Raw genomic sequence first — 15,165 nt, forward strand, 5'->3', positions numbered from 1 at the left:
TGGATTTTGCTTCTTGATCGGTGCGGTGGAATCTATCACAGGACAAACGATAAAGGCGAATGCAGGGATCCTTCGCTTCGCTCAGGATGGCGACGGGTTATTGGGGTCGTAAGCGAAGGAAGAGATTCTGCTCGCTCAGGGTACGGAATGACAACAGAACGGCAGGCAGCGATGACAACAAAAGGACAGGCAACAGCTAGCGCAGTTGCGGAGTGCTTGAGGCTTTGTTCGAAGTTTGTGGTCGCTACTACTTCTTTTGGCTGGCTAGCTTCTTTTGGGTTTCGAGGAAGCGGCGGACTCGGTCGAGGGTGCGGGATTTGCCGAAGACTACCATGCTTTCGAGGAGCGGCGGGGACATGGTGCTGCCGGTTAGGATCGCGCGGAGGAGCATGAAGTTTTCTTTGACGGACCACTGCTTTTCTTCGCCTAGTTTTTTCAGGGCGGGCTCGAGGGCTTCGTGGGTCCAGTCGGTGGCTTCGAGGACGGTGAGCTGCTCGGCGGCGAAGGCCAGGGTTTCCTCGAGAGTGCGTTTTTTGGGGACGAAGACTTCGGCGGGTGGCATGATGTCGTCGGCGAAGAGGAAGTGGGTGAGGTTGCCGAACTCGCCGAGGGTTTCGATGCGGGTTTGGACGAGTGGGGCTATTTGTTGCAGGTACGCGTCGCTGAGAATGGTTTCGCGTAGGGCTTTGTAAAAGGACTCGGGTGTGAGGGCGCGGATGTATTCGCCGTTGAGCCACTTGAGTTTTGTTAGGTCAAAGACGGGGCCACCGAGGCGAATGTTTTTGACGTCGAAGCGGGCGACCATGTCGGGGAGGGTGAAGATGTCGGTCTCGCTTTGTTTGGCGGCGGTTTGCGTGGGTGTGGATTCGGTGGTGGGTGCGGGCATGCCGCCGCCCATGAGGCCGAGGAAGTTAATCATGGCTTCGGGGAGGAAGCCGGCCTGGCGGTAGTAGATGAGGGAGACGGGATTTTTGCGCTTGGAGATTTTGGATTTGTCCAGATTGCGCAGGAGGGGCATGTGCCAGAAGCGCGGGATCTGCCAGCCGAAGGCTTTGTAGAGGAGGACGTGTTTGGGGGTCGAGGAGATCCACTCTTCGGCGCGGATGACGTCGGTGATGTGCATGAGGTGGTCGTCGACGACGTTGGCGAGGTGATAGGTGGGGAAGCCGTCGGACTTCATGAGGACCTGGTCGTCGACGTTGGAGTGCTCGAAGCGGATGACGCCGCGGAGTTCGTCTCGGAACTCGGTGAAGGCGGGATCGCCGGCGGGGACTTTGAGGCGGACGGTGTAGGGGCGGCCTTCGGCGAGGTAGGCGTCGATTTGTGATTGGGAGAGTTCGCGGTGAGCTCCATCGTAGCGTGGGGGGAGCTTGGCGGCGATCTGGCGTTTGCGCAGGTCCTCGAGCTCTTCCGGTGTTTCGAAGGAGCGGTACGCGGTGCCGTTGGCGAGGAGAATTTCTACGTGCTCGCGGTAGATTTCCGTGCGTTCTGACTGGCGATAGGGGCCGTAGGGGCCACCGACGTCTGGGCCTTCGTCCCAGGTGAGGCCGAGCCAGCGGAGGGAGTTGAAGATCTCCTGCTCGGAGGTGGCGACGAAGCGGGCGCGGTCGGTGTCCTCGATGCGGAGGACGAACTTGCCGTTGCGCTGGCGGGCGTAGAGGTAGTTGATGAGGCCGATGTAGGCGGTGCCTACATGTGGGTCGCCGGTGGGGGAGGGAGCGATGCGGACGCGGATAGGGGCTTCGGTGGTGCTAGTGCTATTCGTCATAAAGGCCAAGAGTTAATGCTAGCAGAAGGGTGGCGGTTTTATGATCGTCAGCTCGAGTGAGGTGATGCGAGAGGCGCATCACTCTTTGAGATCCACGAACCTTGCAACAATCAGCCGTTGCGTGACGGCAAAGATCAGCGCGGTTGAGACACCGAACATAAGCGCGCCAGTTGCGCCTTCGAGGGGGCCGAGCAGCTTCCACGCCGGGCTCATGACGACGTCGCCGTACCCCAGGGTCGTGTAGTTGACGGCTGAATGATAGAAGGCGGATCCAAAGTCTTGAAATTCTTTGCAGATCAAAAATAACCAGGCCCACAATGCGATCTCAAGCAGGTGCGCGAGAAACGCAAATGATATTGCGAGCGAAGCGATAAGAATGTCGATGGAGAGAGCGACGCCCGTACGGCCCAGTCTTCGTTCACGGCGAAAGAAATCTACCGTAGCGGTTAGAGCCATCGAGTGGATCAGGATTGTAGCGAGAACGGCCGGTGCGCTGACCGCCAGAGGGATTAAGACTGCGACTCGATGTATCTGCATCATTTTTCTGCCAGTGCATTCTTTTGCAGCGACATGGTGTGTCGGGTGAAGGCCTTTGCGCTATTTTAGTTCGCGGACCCAGATGTTGCGGAAGCTGATGGGTTCGCTCTTGTCTCCGTGGGCCTGAAGCTTGATGGGGGCCGTGTCGTACGGTTTGTAGAAGGGTTGGCCGACATAGAGCGTCTGCCCTTTTAGCTCGAAGTGATTTTGGACCAGGACTCCGTTGAAAAAGACTGTGGCGTAGGCGGGAGTCTTGAGGGTGCCGTCGGTGTTGAAGGTTGGCGCTGTCCAGATGACGTTGTAGGTCTGCCAGTCGCCGGGTTTGCGCGCGGGGTTTGCGAGTGGGATGCCTTGCTTGTAGATGCTGGCGGCCTGGCCGTTGACGTAGGTCTTGTTGTTGTATGAGTCGAGGACCTGGAGCTCGTATCCATCATCGCCGGGACCGGTGGAGGCGAGAAAGACGCCGCTGTTGCCGCGTGCCTGATCGGTGCCTGTGATGTTCTCGGGGATTCTCCACTCGATGTGGAGTTGATAGTTTTTAAAAGCTTGTTTGGTTTCGATGTTTCCGACGCCTGGGGTCTTGCTGACGGTGAGGATGCCGTCTCCGACAGTCCATTTGGCTGGTGATTTGTCCTTGGTGGAGACCCACTGGTCGATATTTTTGCCGTCGAAGAGGACGATTGCGTCGGAGGGTGGGGCGGCGTCGGTGGCGCCCGGCGTTACGATCGGGGGAACCGGCTCGTAGACTTCGGTGTCCTGATGTTTTGGCGCGGCTGGCTGTTGTGCGGAGAGGGATGCGGTGAGGACGATCAGGGATGCGAGGGCGAGGAGCTGCGAGGGTTGGGTGCGCATGATTTCCTGAGAGAAGGATATACCCATTCAATCTTCGGCAATCTATCTATGGCTTAGTAATAGTTTCCGAGGGCTTAGTAATAGTTTCCAAGGTATGTCTTGTCGGCTTGTTGAACGAGATAGCGCCGATTCTGATCGAAGAGGATTCGGGCCAGGCCATCGCGGTAGTTGATGTCGGTTATGAAGCTTCTGAGGACGTCGAAGCCAAGCAGCCCGGATACCTCGATGCCAGTGGCGTGGCTCTTCGGGGTGAGATCGAATGATATAGCTCCGGAGGCGGCGAACTCTGTACCTGCGAAGCGTAAGGTTGGGAACTTGAACGGGCGGTAAACCTTGACGAGGCTTCCGTCGCTTGAGTAGATGTCGGTACGGTTCTGATCACCACCGCCCTCCTTAGGAATAACTTTGACTACCGGGCCTGAGATACCACGGAGCGCTACGCTGCCGTCGGTGGTCTTGCCGAGGGTGGCGTTAGCTACATCAGGAGCGAGGAAGGTGCGGACGGCGCCTGTATCCATGACGAAGAGGTAAGGTCCCTGTTTGTTGATGAGGGCGGGGATGAGGATGTTGCTGCCAGCGATATAGACCTGCGACCAGTCCTTCTCAGTGGGAGTGATGATCGACCGCTCGTTTGCTGGCGCGGCGGCGAGAGGAAGTGCGGGGAGCGGACTGAGTGTTACGGACTGGTCCGGGTAGTCGATGTGTATGAGGTGTTCGCGGAAGAAGCTGAGGCCGATGAGACCGTTTGCTTCAGCAAGTGTGCTCGAGGCTACTACGCGGACGGGACAGTCTCTGTATTTGACGGCGCCGATCTTGATTTCATCGGCGACACCGTCGTAGGGCACCTTGTTCGCGCCGGCGATGAGCGGTTGAACTCCGGCTTTGGCTGCATGTTTTTCGTCGATCAGGATGCCTGAAACACTGGAGTCAAGCTCGAGCAGTTCGACGTCATGATTGAGTTGCGTCATGAAGCCCCAGGAGCGAATAAGGGTTCCGTTCTCCATGATGGGCAACAGAACCAGTTTGGCGGTCTGGATCGGCTCCACTTCCGTGCAGAACTTGTGACCTTGAAGGATCGCTAGTTGGCGAGTGAGTTCACTGAGGCGATCAGGAGGCAACAGCGGCTTGCTGGAGAGAAAACTTTCGAGAGGCGCGGCGCGGTCAGCCTCGGGAAGCGACGTGAGATAGGCGTCGATGATGTCGGGATCGTGCGGCGCGAGCTTGTGCGCAATATCGAACTCATGTTGAGAGGTGGTATGGTGCGAGAGAAGGCTGTCAACGCGTCCCATGCCGAGGTGACCGCGTGCTGAACATACGTCAAGCGCGATTGCGCGAGAGTAGCCGGTAGCAGCCTCGGGGATCTGTCCGGAACGGAGGAGAAAATCTCCCATGGCTGCTTGCACGTCGGCAGAGGTGGGCATGGCCGCGAGAGCATTTTTCACTGTGGCGCGCGCAGCCGAGAGCTTGTTGTCTGCGAGTTGAGCGCGGATAAGGCCAACGTATGCGCCGGCAGATGGCGCCGATGCAACCTGAGCGGCGTAGAGAGCTTCGGCATGTTCGGTGTTGCCTGATGCGAAGGCGATCAATGCTTCGTCGGGCGCGGGCGGAACTTGAGCGGGGCAGTGGACCTTGCCGTCGGAGGCGGGAGTGCGAGGGGCAGGCGCGCTCTGGGATGCGGTTTGGCATAGAGCGACGGACGACAGCGAAAGAACAGCTAGAACGATCAGGCAGCGCATGAAGTGTCCCGGAGTAAGCTTCGCGGATGTTACCACGACACCGGTTTATGAGGTATACGTGGCGAATCCACGTGGACAACGTATCAAGGCTACGACTGGGTGCGGGCGGAGCGGACGGCGGCGGCCAGCTCGTGAAGTGCGACGTCGGTTTCAGCCCAGTCGATGCAGGCGTCGGTGATGCTTTGGCCGTAGACGAGAGGTTTGCCAGGGACTAGTTTTTGCGCGCCTGCAACGAGGTTGCTTTCGAGCATGACGCCGATGATGCGTTTGTCGCCTGCGGTGATCTGTGCGGCTACGTTGCGGCAGACAGATAGCTGCTGGGTGTGGTCTTTGTGGCTGTTGGCGTGGCTGCAGTCGATCATGACCTGGGGACGGATGTCGGCCTTCTCCATCTGCTTGCAGGTATCTTCTACTGCAGTGGCGTCGTAGTTCGTGGTGTTGCGGCCGCCGCGCAGGATGATGTGGGTGTCGTGGTTGCCTTTGGTGACGAAGATCGCGGTGCGGCCCTCTTTGGTGTGGCCGAGGAAGTTGTGGGACTGGCCGGCGGAGAGGATGGCTTCGATAGCGATCTGCACGTTGCCTGAAGTGCCGTTCTTGAAGCCGACAGGGCAGGAGAGGCCGGATACGAGTTCGCGATGGACCTGGCTTTCTGTGGTGCGGGCGCCGATTGCTCCCCAGCTGACGAGCGAGGAGACGTACTGCGGGGAGATCATGTCGAGGAACTCGGTGCCGGCGGGGACGCCCATGGTGGCGAGGTCGAGGAGGAGGTGACGAGCCTGGCGGAGGCCGTCGTTGATCTGGAAGGACTCGTCGAGGTAGGGGTCGTTGATGAGGCCCTTCCAGCCCAGGGTTGTGCGGGGTTTCTCGAAGTAGACGCGCATGATGATGCAGAGGTCGCGGGAGAACTCGGCGATGGCGCCCTTCAAGAGTTCGGCGTAGGCGCGGGCGGCTTTGGTGTCGTGGATGGAGCAGGGGCCGACGACGACGATCAGGCGATTGGCTTTGCCGTTGAGGATGTCGACGACTTCGTTGCGGGCCTTGAAGACTGTGGCGGAGGCTGCTTCGGTGATCGGCAGCTCGGCTTCGAGGGCATCGGGCGGGAGGACGACTTTGGTCCAGGTGATGCGGAGGTCATCGGTGGGAAAGAACATGGGTCTCACTTAGATAGAGTCAGGTAAACCCAAGGCTTTGACCGGCAAGGCGTGTGGATTACCGCGTCTTGATTTTACAGCTTGTGTTGCTGTGATTACACAGAACGAGGTATGGTGATACTCCTCAGCTCTGTCAAGATGGTCGGTGCAGACTAGAATATGGTTGCGGCTGCCGCAGACGCGGTTGCCGTTGATGCTGCAGTTTGCGACAGGAAAGGTACTTCCCTTGAAGGCATTGGTAAAGAGCCGCGAAGAACGCGGCCTCTGGTTAGAAGATGTTCCGGAACCCGAGATGGGTATTAACGACGTTAAGATTCGCGTTCTCGCAACCGGAATCTGCGGTACCGACCTCCACATCTATGAGTGGGATGCGTGGGCTCGATCCACGATTCGGCAGGGGCTGACCATCGGCCATGAGTTTGTCGGCGAGGTGGTTGGGGTGGGGTCGAACGTCACTGATATTCCTATCGGCCAACTGGTGAGCGGTGAGGGGCATGTTGTTTGCGGACGCTGCCGTAACTGCCTTGCGGGGCGGCGGCATCTGTGCGCGCATACGCTTGGAGTTGGCGTGAATCGGAATGGAGCTTTCGCAGAGTATATTGTGCTGCCGATGTCCAATATCTGGATTCATAGTCCAGGTATTCCGCATGAGATTGCTGCGATCTTCGATCCGCTGGGGAATGCTGTTCATACGGCGCTGGCGTTTCCGGTGCTGGGTGAGGATGTACTTGTTACGGGGGCTGGGCCGATTGGGATTATGGCGGCTGCTGTGGCTCGGCATGCCGGGGCTCGGCATGTTGTTATCTCCGATCCGAATGAGTATCGGCGTAAGCTCGCTGAGAAAGTGGGCGTAACTCTTGCGGTTGATCCTCGCGCTACGCCGCTGAAGGAGATTCAGCAGCAGCTTCGTATGCATGAGGGCTTCGACGTTGGTTTGGAGATGTCGGGTAACCCGGGGGCGTTTCGCGAGATGCTCGCTAATATGAGCCACGGCGCGAAGATCGCGATGCTGGGAATTCCGTCTGAGGATATTTCGATCGACTGGAACCAGGTGGTGTTCAATCAGCTCACCATCCGCGGCATCTATGGCCGAGAGATGTATGAGACCTGGTACAAGATGACGGTGATGCTCGAAAGCGGTCTCGATATCTCCGGGGTGATCACGCATCGGATGAACTGGCGCGACTACGAAGATGGCTTTGCAGCGATGCGCACTGGAAACTCCGGCAAGGTGATTCTGGACTGGAGCGATGTAGCTTAGGTTGTCGGACCCGTTTAACGATTGCTTGATTCAACGCAGCGCTGTCTTTTTCTCGGGCAGCGCTGTGGCCCGTTTGGAGTTATTGGGTGGTAAAAAACTCCACAAATCTTCGATGAGTTGGAAGGTATAACGAAGGCACGCTCTTCATGTTTTGCCACTTTATAATCACCGTACGAAACATCGAGGAACAAGATGAACATTGAGCAGAAGCCGGGATTTTATGTCGTCGGGCTATCGACTCGCACACAAAATGCTGCAGAGATGAACGGCAACGGAAAGATTGGTGAGGTGTGGCAGCGATTTCTGGCGCAAAATCTAGCGGCAAAGATTCCGAACAAACTTGGCGTTGACTTGATCGCTATCTATACGAACTACGAAACCGATCACACCGGGCATTACACGTACCTTCTTGGAGTTGCTGTCTCGTCTACCGATCATCTGCCGCCGGGCCTTACGCTGAAACACGTACCAGACGGGCGGTATGCGGTACTTCGCTCGAATCGAGGTGCGATTAAGCGAGTTGTTCCGGAGTTATGGCAACGGATATGGGCGATGTCTCCAAGCGAGCTTGGTGGCTCGCGCGCCTTTCAGGTTGACTATGAAGTTTACGATCAGCGCGCGGCAGATCCAGATAATGCGCAGATCGAGGTTCACGTGGGCCTTCGTTGAAGTGCGGCAGATAGAAGATCTGGGGTCGCCGTATACTTTTCTCGTTGCATCTTAGGAGATATTCGACATGCAGAATCGTATTCTCGGCACCACCATGCCCGTCCTCGAGTTCGCACTTGGTCCTAACGATGCTGTTATCTCTGAGGCCGGAGAACTCTCCTGGATGACCGCTTCCATTCAGATGACAACTCACACTCAGCATGCAGGTGGTGGTGGGTTCTTTGGTGCGATCAAGCGTGTGGCCGGCGGCGGCTCACTCTTTATGACGGAGTATCGTGCAATCGGAGGTCCTGGCGAGGTTGCTTTTGCAACGCGCGTGCCCGGTCATATCGTTCCGGTTGAGGTTGGGCCTGGGCATGAATACTTGGTTCATCGTCACGGCTTTCTTTGCGCCACGGCCGGTATTGAACTGGGTGTTGGTTTTCAGCAGTCACTTGGAGCAGGCATCTTTGGCGGCGACGGCTTTCTGCTGCAGAAGATCACCGGGCAGGGCATTGCGTGGCTTGAACTTTCGGGCGAAGTTATCATCAAGGATCTCGCGGCCGGTGAGACGTTGCGTGTTCATCCGGGGCATGTAGGGGCGTTTCAGGGGACGGTTGCATTCCAGATACAGCGGGTTCCCGGTATCAAGAATATGATCTTCGGCGGAGATGGTGTCTTCCTCGCAGCGCTTACGGGGCCGGGGCGCGTGTGGTTGCAGACGCTGCCGATATCACGCCTCGCTCATCAGATTCAGGAGTACCTGCCGAAAGAGCGCGCACAGCAGGCTGCTGAGGGTGGAGTAGTCGGTGGGATCGTGGGTTCGATTCTTAAGGGGATGTAGGAAGCTGGAGGAAGGCGCCGATGTTACTGACGTGTGTGCAAGTACGCTTACGTCTTTGCGAGCGAGATTACAACGCCACCGGCAACGATGAGTGTTCCGCCGGTCAAAACTGCGATTGAGGGGACTTGCTTGAAGACGAGCCACGAGAGCATCTGGGCGATTACAAAGAAGAAGACGACATAGAGACCGAGCAGCCTCCCAAAGTCCCAGGGCGGAGAATTCACCGTCCAGCCGTAGGCGAAGAGGATGATTGCTGCTGCTGCAAACATGAGGTTGCGCGGCCAGGTTGCGCTCGTATGAAGACCGACACGGATGAGAGCATCGCCACCAGCTTCAAGAGCTGCCGCAGCAAGAAGGATCAGGGTTGTGGTGGTGCGAGTCATGATTTTTTTCCGCGATCGAGTATGGATGGGGGATGGAGACGAGGCATAGGCCTCGCACAGTTAATCACAATAGGGATAACGAAACCATAAGAGAGCTTTCGTCGAGCGCATGAAACCAAGTTGTTGAGAGAATTATCTATGGTCGGCTGCCTGCATCTACACTCAAGCAGAGGCCCGCATGACTGCTGTCCCGCTTGACGTTCACCCTGGCCGCTCAAAGAGGTATCCGGCCGGTCCTCCGTTTCTGCCGCGCTTTCTCTCGGGACGCATGTTCCGTCAGAACGCGATCGAATCCATGAGCGCGACCGCGCGTACTTACGGCGATCTCGTTCACTATACGATCTTCGGGCGACACATCTATCAGCTTAGTCACCCTGATTTGATTGAAGATTTTTTGCTAAAGGACGCGGGCAAACATCATCGTGGCATTGTGATGCAGCGAGCCAAGGTAGTGCTTGGAGAAGGTCTGCTGACCAGCGAAGAGCCGCTTCATATGCGACAGCGCCGTCTCGCTCAGCCTGCTTTTTTACGTCAACGCATTGCAGCTTATGGAGAGGTTATCGGCCAGAACGCTGCTGCTATTTCGCAGAGTTGGCAAGCTGGCAAGGTTCGTAACTTGCACGATGACATGCTTGTACTGGCTCTGCGTATCGTCGGCAAATGTCTCTTCGATCTTGATGTGCAATCTCAGGAAGAAGTGAAAAAGATCTCTGCTGCTGTCGATGCATTCATGGACTTTCTTCCTCTCGCTATTCTGCCGTTTTCAGAGCAGATTCAGCGTCTGCCGCTGCCTGCGATGAAACGCATTCGCAAGGGGCAGGCCGACATGGACGCCATCATCTACTCCATGATTGACGAACGGCGTAAATCTCCGGGTGATCGCGGAGATCTTCTTTCGATGCTGCTTGAAGCGGTAGATCCGGAGGATCCAACGGCCAGGATGTCGAACCAGCAGGTCCACGACGAGTGCCTGACGATCATGCTCGCGGGCCATGAGACGACTGCGAATGCGCTTAGCTTTGCGCTTTGGCTATTAGCAAAAAATCCTGACGTACAGCTTCGTCTCCATGAGGAAGCTACTGCTGTGCTTGGCAATCGTGCTCCTGAGGCGGACGACTACGGCCGCCTCCCTTATGCGACGCAGGTCTTTTCGGAGGCGCTTCGCCTGTATCCTCCGGTTTGGGTCATAGCTCGTACCTGCATTCAGCCCTACGAGATTGCGGGGTATCGAATTCCGCGAGGAGCTGTTCTTGTGGCGTCGCAGTTTGTCGTTCATCGGGATGCACGCTTCTATCCTGACCCACTTCGCTTTGATCCGGAACGCTTCGCCGCGGAAAAGAAAGACATCGCCAAGGCGCGTCCTCGCTTTGCCTTTTTCCCCTTCGCTGCTGGGAGTCGACAGTGCATTGGTGAGGGTCTGGCGTGGATGGAAGGTGTTCTCTCGCTTGCTACGATTGCTCGCGATTGGCGGGTGAGTATGCCCGCTGACTCTCCCTCGGAGATTGCAATCAATCCTGCTATCAGCCTGCGTCCCAAACATGGAGTTCCGTTGATTGTGGAACGCTGGGCTTAGTTCAGCTCTTATTTCGAGCGATCCGGGCGTCTATGGACCAACCGTTGTATCGTCCGAGAAAGAGCAGAGCTGCATATGCGATGGCGTATGTCAGTTGAATCGCTGTCGCGTTCCAGTCCTGCACCAATGCAGTGCCAAACGTTAGCACGACGATTAGGAGGCTGGCGGCGATGAGTGCAGCTCGCGTTCGCAGGCCGATCAGGATTAATCCTCCGAGTATTCCCTCAATGGACGGCAGCATCAAAGCAAAACCCCACACGCTCCAGGCCGGAAGTGGCGCATGTGTGAACTGGATCACCAGCTTTGCAGCGAATTCACCGGGGCCTGAGACGATTCGACTGATGCCGTGCATCATCAGGTTGACTCCAACTACGATTCGCAACAAGGCGTACGCTGTGCGTCTTTCGCGAATATCCAATTCAGTTTCCATCCATCCTCCGGCGGTGATGTCCAGCCATCATCTCTGCTCACACTTTAATCTAAAGCAATAAGCCGCAGTGAAGGCTACATAAGGTAGATGCGAGGCAGGCTATGCTTTATGGATGCAAGAGACAGCCGTCGAACCATTTCTTCATCTCTCTCATGTCAATGTGGCGCGCGGCGATAACGTCGTGCTGCACGACATCAGCCTTACGGTGAATACCGGCGAACACATTGCGATACTTGGGCCGAATGGCTGCGGTAAATCGACACTGATTAAGACCATCACTTGTGAGTGCTATCCGTTGGTTCAGCCTGAGACAAAAGTCAGCATATTTGGCCGTGAACGTTGGGATTTGACCGAGTTGAAGAAGCGCCTTGGGGTTGTTTCGGCTGAGCTGCCGGGGAAGCCCACGTTGCATACGACGGGCCGGGACGCTGTTCTGACCGGCTTTTTTTCGAGTAGTACGTTGTGGCCGAATCTTACGGTGACGGAGGAGATGCGTCGTCGTGCGGAGGAGGTGCTGACGCAGATCGATGCCGTGGATCTGGCGGAGAAGCCGGTGGGGGAGATGTCGGCGGGGCAGCAGCGGCGCATTATGATTGGGCGGGCGCTGGTGGGTTCGGCGGGGATGTTATTGCTGGATGAGCCTTCGAATGCGCTTGATCTTGCGGCGCAGGCTGATCTGCGTGGGTTGCTGCGGAAGCTGGCGCAGCAGGGGACGGGGATTCTGCTGATTACGCATCATATTGCGGATATTCCGCCGGAGATCGATCGGATTTTGATGATGCGGGAGGGGCGAATTGTTGCGGATGGTTCGAAGGAGGCGTTGCTGACTGCTTCGCGGTTGAGTGAGCTTTTTAAGACTGAGGTTCAGCTTTCGGAGCGGGATGGTTTTTTTCACGCCTGGTGATACTTCAAAATAAATCTGCAAAACGTGGCGCATTTTTCGTGTGTCAGAAAGCGGCTCCTCAATTGACCACAAACACCACGCATAAAACCACGTTTCACCATCGAAATCACCACGTTTTGCACTCACTTTTTTCAAAATACCCCTGCAAAAACCACAATTCACCACCCTAAAAAAATACGTACCTGTCACATTCGAAATTGGCATCGCTGCTGACGGTTTTGCTCGAAAGAGATGTCCTGCCGGACAGGCCCACTGCGCGTGGGGCGGTCACTTCGTGACTTGTATACCTTGTCTTGGCGGACCCAAGATCGGTGATCCTCCCGTTGGTCGGAAGGTGAGTGCGCTTGTCTAGTCTGTGTGGGGGATTACGCCGGTTTGCAGCTTGACTAGCTCGTTCTGCGCGATGCGGCTGGGGCCCAAGACTGCGATCTTTGGCAGGGGGCCACGGACCATGGCTACCTCGTCGCACGCGTAAAGGCGTGGGCAGGTCTGGCAGTCCTTGTAGATCTTGTCGGGGAGCGTGGTGCGGTCGACTACGCGGAAGCCGAAGTGGAAGAAGAAGTCGGGGATGCGGGTGAAGAGGCAGACGGCGGTGACCTTTTGTTCTTCCGCTTCTTCGAGTAAGGCACGGAGGAGACGGCCGCCTGCGCCCTGGCCCTTGGCTTCGGGCTTGACGACGATGGAGCGGACCTCGGCAAGGTGCGGGCCGTAGAGGTGGAGGGCTCCGCAGCCGAGGAAGACACCGCCGGAGTCTCCTTCGATGGGGGACTCGGCTACAGCGAAGTCGCGGATGTTCTCGCAGATCTCGGCGTAGTTGCGGCGGAGGAGGGTGCCGTCGCCGGAGAGGGAGTTGACGAGGTCGAAGATGTTGACGGCGTCGGGAAGTTTGGCCTTGCGCACGGTAGCTCCACCTACGCGCGGTCGGGATGAGGAGGTGGATTCACTCACGGTCATCAGGGGGGTAATGGACAACTGCGTTGGGCTCCTTGCTTTATTTTCGCAGAGTATTGGATGGTTTGATCAAAACGTTCGGTGCAGATGTTGAAGAGTGCGGTTCGTGCTCCAAGTGGTCACAGCGGTGCGAAGGTGTGGGCAACGTGATACATGCCGGGTTCAAACTTCGCTATGGTGAGCGCTTCCTGAAGAAATGGGAACGGGGCGGGATCACTGCGCATGGCTTGATAGTCCTCCGCGCTTCGCCACTGAGCGACCATGGTGACCTTTGTTCCGTCGATGCTGCGATGGAGATTCGCCGAGATGAATCCTGGCGCGTGGCGTACGGAGGTTTCTGTTGCCCGGGTCAGGAGTTCGATGAGGCGTTCCTGGTTTAGGGGATCGACTGTGAAGACGTTGATCAGGGTCACGGGTTCGTTCTGAAGGGGAGGAGTTGTCATATCTTTCGCGTTGATGGAGTGTCTGGCTGCGTCGCTAGGCGGGCCTTTGCTTCGGCTAGGGCGGTTTTGACGCGCGGGCGGGCGGTGCCGCCGATGACGTCGTGGCAGTCGAGGGTGGCTTCGAGGGTGATCGCGGGGAAGAAGTCTTCTCCGAATGAAGGGGAGATGGTGCGGAGTTCTTCGAGGGTTAGTTGCTGGAGTTCGCGGTGGGTTTCGAGGCCGAGGCGGACGGCGTTGCCGATGTGCTCGTGGGCTTTGCGGAAGGGGATGCCTTTGTCGGTGAGATAGGTGGCGGCGGCCATGGCATTGAGGTAGCCGGAGTGCGCGGCGGTCTTCATGGTGTCGAAGCGGAATTTTAGGGAGGCGGTGAAGGCGGGTAGGACGCTCAGGATTCCGGCGATGGTGTCGGCTGCGTCGAAGACAGGCTCCTGGCCTTCTTGCAGGTCTTTGTTGTAGGCGAGGGGGAGGCCTTTGATGAGGGTGGCTAGGGTGGTGGCTGCGCCGAGGAGACGGCCTGATTTTCCGCGGATGAGTTCGGTTAGGTCGGGGTTTTTCTTTTGCGGCATCGCGGAGGAGCCGGTGGAGAAGCGCTCGGGGAGGTCTAGGAAGCCGAACTCTGCTGTGGAGTAGAGGGTGAGCTCTTCGGCGAAGCGGGAGATGTGGATGCCCAGGGTGGCGATGGATTGGGTGAACTCGAGGGCGAAGTCGCGGTCGCTGGTGGCGTCCATGCTGTTGGGCGTGGGGGCGTCGAAGTTGAGGGCGCGGGCGGCGATGGTGCGGTCGAGGGCGAGGGTTGCGCCTGCGACTGCGCCGGAGCCGAGGGGGCAGAAGTTCATGCGTTTGCGGGCGTCGGTGAGGCGGCTGGCGTCGCGCTCGATCATACTGACGTAGGCGAGGAGCCAGTGGGCTACGAGGACAGGCTCGGCGCGCTGGAGGTGGGTGTAGGAGGGCATGGTGGCTTCGCCTGCGGATTCGGCGAGGTCGATGAGGGATTTGCGCCATGCGCTGAGGCCAGCGAGGGTGTTGTCGATGGCTTCGCGGACGAAGAGGCGCATGTCGGTGGCGATCTGCTCGTTGCGGCTGCGGCCGGTGTGGAGCTTGAGGGCGAGATCGCTGATTTGTTTGGTGAGTTCTAGTTCGACGTAGTGGTGGACGTCTTCGGCCTGGGGGTTGGCGGTGACGATGGCTTCGCCTTGTTCGGCTTGCTGCTTGGCAACGGCGCGGAGGCCTTCTTCCATTTGCAGGAGTTCTTCGCTGGTGAGGATGCCTGCGGCTTGAATGGCTCGGGCGTGGGCTATGCTGGCTTCTACTTCGTAGGGCACGAGGCGCCAGTCGAAGGGGAAGGAGCGCTGCCAGGATTCGAAGGTGGCGTCGAGTGGTTCGCGGAAGCGGCCGGACCACATTTTTGTATTTTGTTCGGACATTTTGTTTGCCAGTTTTTGAGTTTCGATGACGATTTTGAAGAGTGGAGACAAGGACAACGGTAAAAGCCAAGGCAATATTTAGTCGCTTTGGCAGAGTGGGGCACCGACCTCAGTTCAAAATGCTGTACAAAAAATTCTGTACAGTGAGTATCCGACGAAACAAACACCAATCATAGAAATGATAGCGACTTCCGACCAAAATGATCCCGGCTCTTGATCGCGGTAGACCCATCCATTAAAACGAACCCACACTTTGCCCG

General features: G+C 57.4%; 15 protein-coding genes. 5 read left to right on the forward strand and 10 right to left on the reverse strand.

The window, feature by feature from the left end:
- Window positions 1-247 precede the first annotated feature (247 nt).
- The 5 genes from gltX to RBB82_RS18480 all read right to left on the reverse strand — a co-directional run bounded on the left by gltX (window position 248) and on the right by RBB82_RS18480 (window position 6,044).
- Window positions 248-1,768 (reverse strand): glutamate--tRNA ligase, encoded by a 1,521-nt coding sequence (gltX, locus tag RBB82_RS18460; protein WP_433972211.1) that lies wholly within the window; start codon window positions 1,766-1,768, stop codon window positions 248-250.
- Between the two features lie 78 nt (window positions 1,769-1,846).
- The gene (locus tag RBB82_RS18465) at window positions 1,847-2,308 is read right to left on the reverse strand and encodes an ion channel (protein WP_433972212.1); all 462 of its coding nucleotides are present in this window, start codon (window positions 2,306-2,308) and stop codon (window positions 1,847-1,849) included.
- Window positions 2,309-2,365: 57 nt separating this feature from the next.
- Window positions 2,366-3,157, reverse strand: a complete 792-nt coding sequence (locus RBB82_RS18470) for a 3-keto-disaccharide hydrolase (protein WP_433972213.1) — start codon at window positions 3,155-3,157, stop codon at window positions 2,366-2,368.
- 74 nt (window positions 3,158-3,231) lie between these two features.
- Entirely contained in the window at window positions 3,232-4,893 is a 1,662-nt protein-coding gene (locus RBB82_RS18475) for a hypothetical protein (RefSeq protein WP_433972214.1), read from the reverse strand.
- A gap of 89 nt (window positions 4,894-4,982) precedes the next feature.
- Window positions 4,983-6,044: a 3-deoxy-7-phosphoheptulonate synthase gene (locus RBB82_RS18480; RefSeq protein ID WP_433972215.1), complete on the reverse strand. Its 1,062-nt coding sequence runs from the start codon at window positions 6,042-6,044 to the stop codon at window positions 4,983-4,985.
- Between the two features lie 145 nt (window positions 6,045-6,189).
- On the opposite strand from RBB82_RS18480, the gene tdh reads away from it, so the two are divergent.
- The 3 genes from tdh to RBB82_RS18495 all read left to right on the forward strand — a co-directional run bounded on the left by tdh (window position 6,190) and on the right by RBB82_RS18495 (window position 8,797).
- Window positions 6,190-7,305, forward strand: coding sequence for an L-threonine 3-dehydrogenase (gene tdh, locus RBB82_RS18485; protein WP_433972216.1), 1,116 nt, complete (start codon window positions 6,190-6,192; stop codon window positions 7,303-7,305).
- A gap of 192 nt (window positions 7,306-7,497) precedes the next feature.
- Entirely contained in the window at window positions 7,498-7,974 is a 477-nt protein-coding gene (locus RBB82_RS18490; RefSeq protein WP_433972217.1) for a GyrI-like domain-containing protein, read from the forward strand.
- A gap of 67 nt (window positions 7,975-8,041) precedes the next feature.
- On the forward strand, window positions 8,042-8,797 hold the full coding sequence (locus RBB82_RS18495; RefSeq protein ID WP_433972218.1) for a TIGR00266 family protein: 756 nt from the start codon (window positions 8,042-8,044) through the stop codon (window positions 8,795-8,797).
- Between the two features lie 47 nt (window positions 8,798-8,844).
- Here RBB82_RS18495 and RBB82_RS18500 read toward each other — a convergent pair whose 3' ends face one another.
- Window positions 8,845-9,180: a hypothetical protein gene (locus RBB82_RS18500; protein ID WP_433972219.1), complete on the reverse strand. Its 336-nt coding sequence runs from the start codon at window positions 9,178-9,180 to the stop codon at window positions 8,845-8,847.
- A gap of 178 nt (window positions 9,181-9,358) precedes the next feature.
- Between RBB82_RS18500 and RBB82_RS18505 the strand changes: the two genes are divergently transcribed.
- A complete protein-coding gene (locus RBB82_RS18505; RefSeq protein WP_433972220.1) occupies window positions 9,359-10,753 on the forward strand; it encodes a cytochrome P450 in 1,395 nt (464 codons plus the stop codon).
- Between the two features lies 1 nt (window position 10,754).
- On the opposite strand, the gene RBB82_RS18510 is transcribed toward RBB82_RS18505, so the two are convergent.
- A complete protein-coding gene (locus tag RBB82_RS18510) occupies window positions 10,755-11,183 on the reverse strand; it encodes a MauE/DoxX family redox-associated membrane protein (protein WP_433972221.1) in 429 nt (142 codons plus the stop codon).
- Window positions 11,184-11,295: 112 nt separating this feature from the next.
- Between RBB82_RS18510 and RBB82_RS18515 the strand changes: the two genes are divergently transcribed.
- Entirely contained in the window at window positions 11,296-12,087 is a 792-nt protein-coding gene (locus RBB82_RS18515; RefSeq protein ID WP_433972222.1) for an ABC transporter ATP-binding protein, read from the forward strand.
- 348 nt (window positions 12,088-12,435) lie between these two features.
- Here RBB82_RS18515 and RBB82_RS18520 read toward each other — a convergent pair whose 3' ends face one another.
- From RBB82_RS18520 to argH, 3 genes are all read right to left on the reverse strand, one after another.
- On the reverse strand, window positions 12,436-13,041 hold the full coding sequence (locus RBB82_RS18520; protein WP_433975410.1) for a GNAT family N-acetyltransferase: 606 nt from the start codon (window positions 13,039-13,041) through the stop codon (window positions 12,436-12,438).
- 116 nt (window positions 13,042-13,157) lie between these two features.
- Window positions 13,158-13,481: an antibiotic biosynthesis monooxygenase family protein gene (locus RBB82_RS18525; protein ID WP_433972223.1), complete on the reverse strand. Its 324-nt coding sequence runs from the start codon at window positions 13,479-13,481 to the stop codon at window positions 13,158-13,160.
- Complete coding sequence (argH, locus tag RBB82_RS18530; protein WP_433972224.1) at window positions 13,478-14,905, reverse strand: argininosuccinate lyase; 1,428 nt, start codon at window positions 14,903-14,905, stop codon at window positions 13,478-13,480. Before argH ends, RBB82_RS18525 begins: the two co-directional genes overlap by 4 nt.
- Window positions 14,906-15,165: the final 260 nt, after the last annotated feature.

This window comes from Tunturiibacter lichenicola, from assembly GCF_051013355.1.
Classification (GTDB): domain Bacteria; phylum Acidobacteriota; class Terriglobia; order Terriglobales; family Acidobacteriaceae; genus Edaphobacter; species Edaphobacter lichenicola_F.

Excerpts from the sequence above, each read along its gene's own strand:
- gltX (WP_433972211.1), bottom strand. The coding sequence starts at position 1,768 with ATGACGAATAGCACTAGCACCACCGAAGCCCCTATCCGCGTCCGCATC.
- argH (WP_433972224.1), bottom strand. The coding sequence starts at position 14,905 with ATGTCCGAACAAAATACAAAAATGTGGTCCGGCCGCTTCCGCGAACCA.
- RBB82_RS18480 (WP_433972215.1), bottom strand. The coding sequence starts at position 6,044 with ATGTTCTTTCCCACCGATGACCTCCGCATCACCTGGACCAAAGTCGTC.
- RBB82_RS18505 (WP_433972220.1), top strand. The coding sequence starts at position 9,359 with ATGACTGCTGTCCCGCTTGACGTTCACCCTGGCCGCTCAAAGAGGTAT.
- RBB82_RS18475 (WP_433972214.1), bottom strand. The coding sequence starts at position 4,893 with ATGCGCTGCCTGATCGTTCTAGCTGTTCTTTCGCTGTCGTCCGTCGCT.
- RBB82_RS18470 (WP_433972213.1), bottom strand. The coding sequence starts at position 3,157 with ATGCGCACCCAACCCTCGCAGCTCCTCGCCCTCGCATCCCTGATCGTC.
- RBB82_RS18525 (WP_433972223.1), bottom strand. The coding sequence starts at position 13,481 with ATGACAACTCCTCCCCTTCAGAACGAACCCGTGACCCTGATCAACGTC.
- RBB82_RS18500 (WP_433972219.1), bottom strand. The coding sequence starts at position 9,180 with ATGACTCGCACCACCACAACCCTGATCCTTCTTGCTGCGGCAGCTCTT.
- RBB82_RS18515 (WP_433972222.1), top strand. The coding sequence starts at position 11,296 with ATGCAAGAGACAGCCGTCGAACCATTTCTTCATCTCTCTCATGTCAAT.
- RBB82_RS18520 (WP_433975410.1), bottom strand. The coding sequence starts at position 13,041 with ATGACCGTGAGTGAATCCACCTCCTCATCCCGACCGCGCGTAGGTGGA.
- RBB82_RS18495 (WP_433972218.1), top strand. The coding sequence starts at position 8,042 with ATGCAGAATCGTATTCTCGGCACCACCATGCCCGTCCTCGAGTTCGCA.
- RBB82_RS18510 (WP_433972221.1), bottom strand. The coding sequence starts at position 11,183 with ATGGAAACTGAATTGGATATTCGCGAAAGACGCACAGCGTACGCCTTG.
- RBB82_RS18490 (WP_433972217.1), top strand. The coding sequence starts at position 7,498 with ATGAACATTGAGCAGAAGCCGGGATTTTATGTCGTCGGGCTATCGACT.
- RBB82_RS18465 (WP_433972212.1), bottom strand. The coding sequence starts at position 2,308 with ATGATGCAGATACATCGAGTCGCAGTCTTAATCCCTCTGGCGGTCAGC.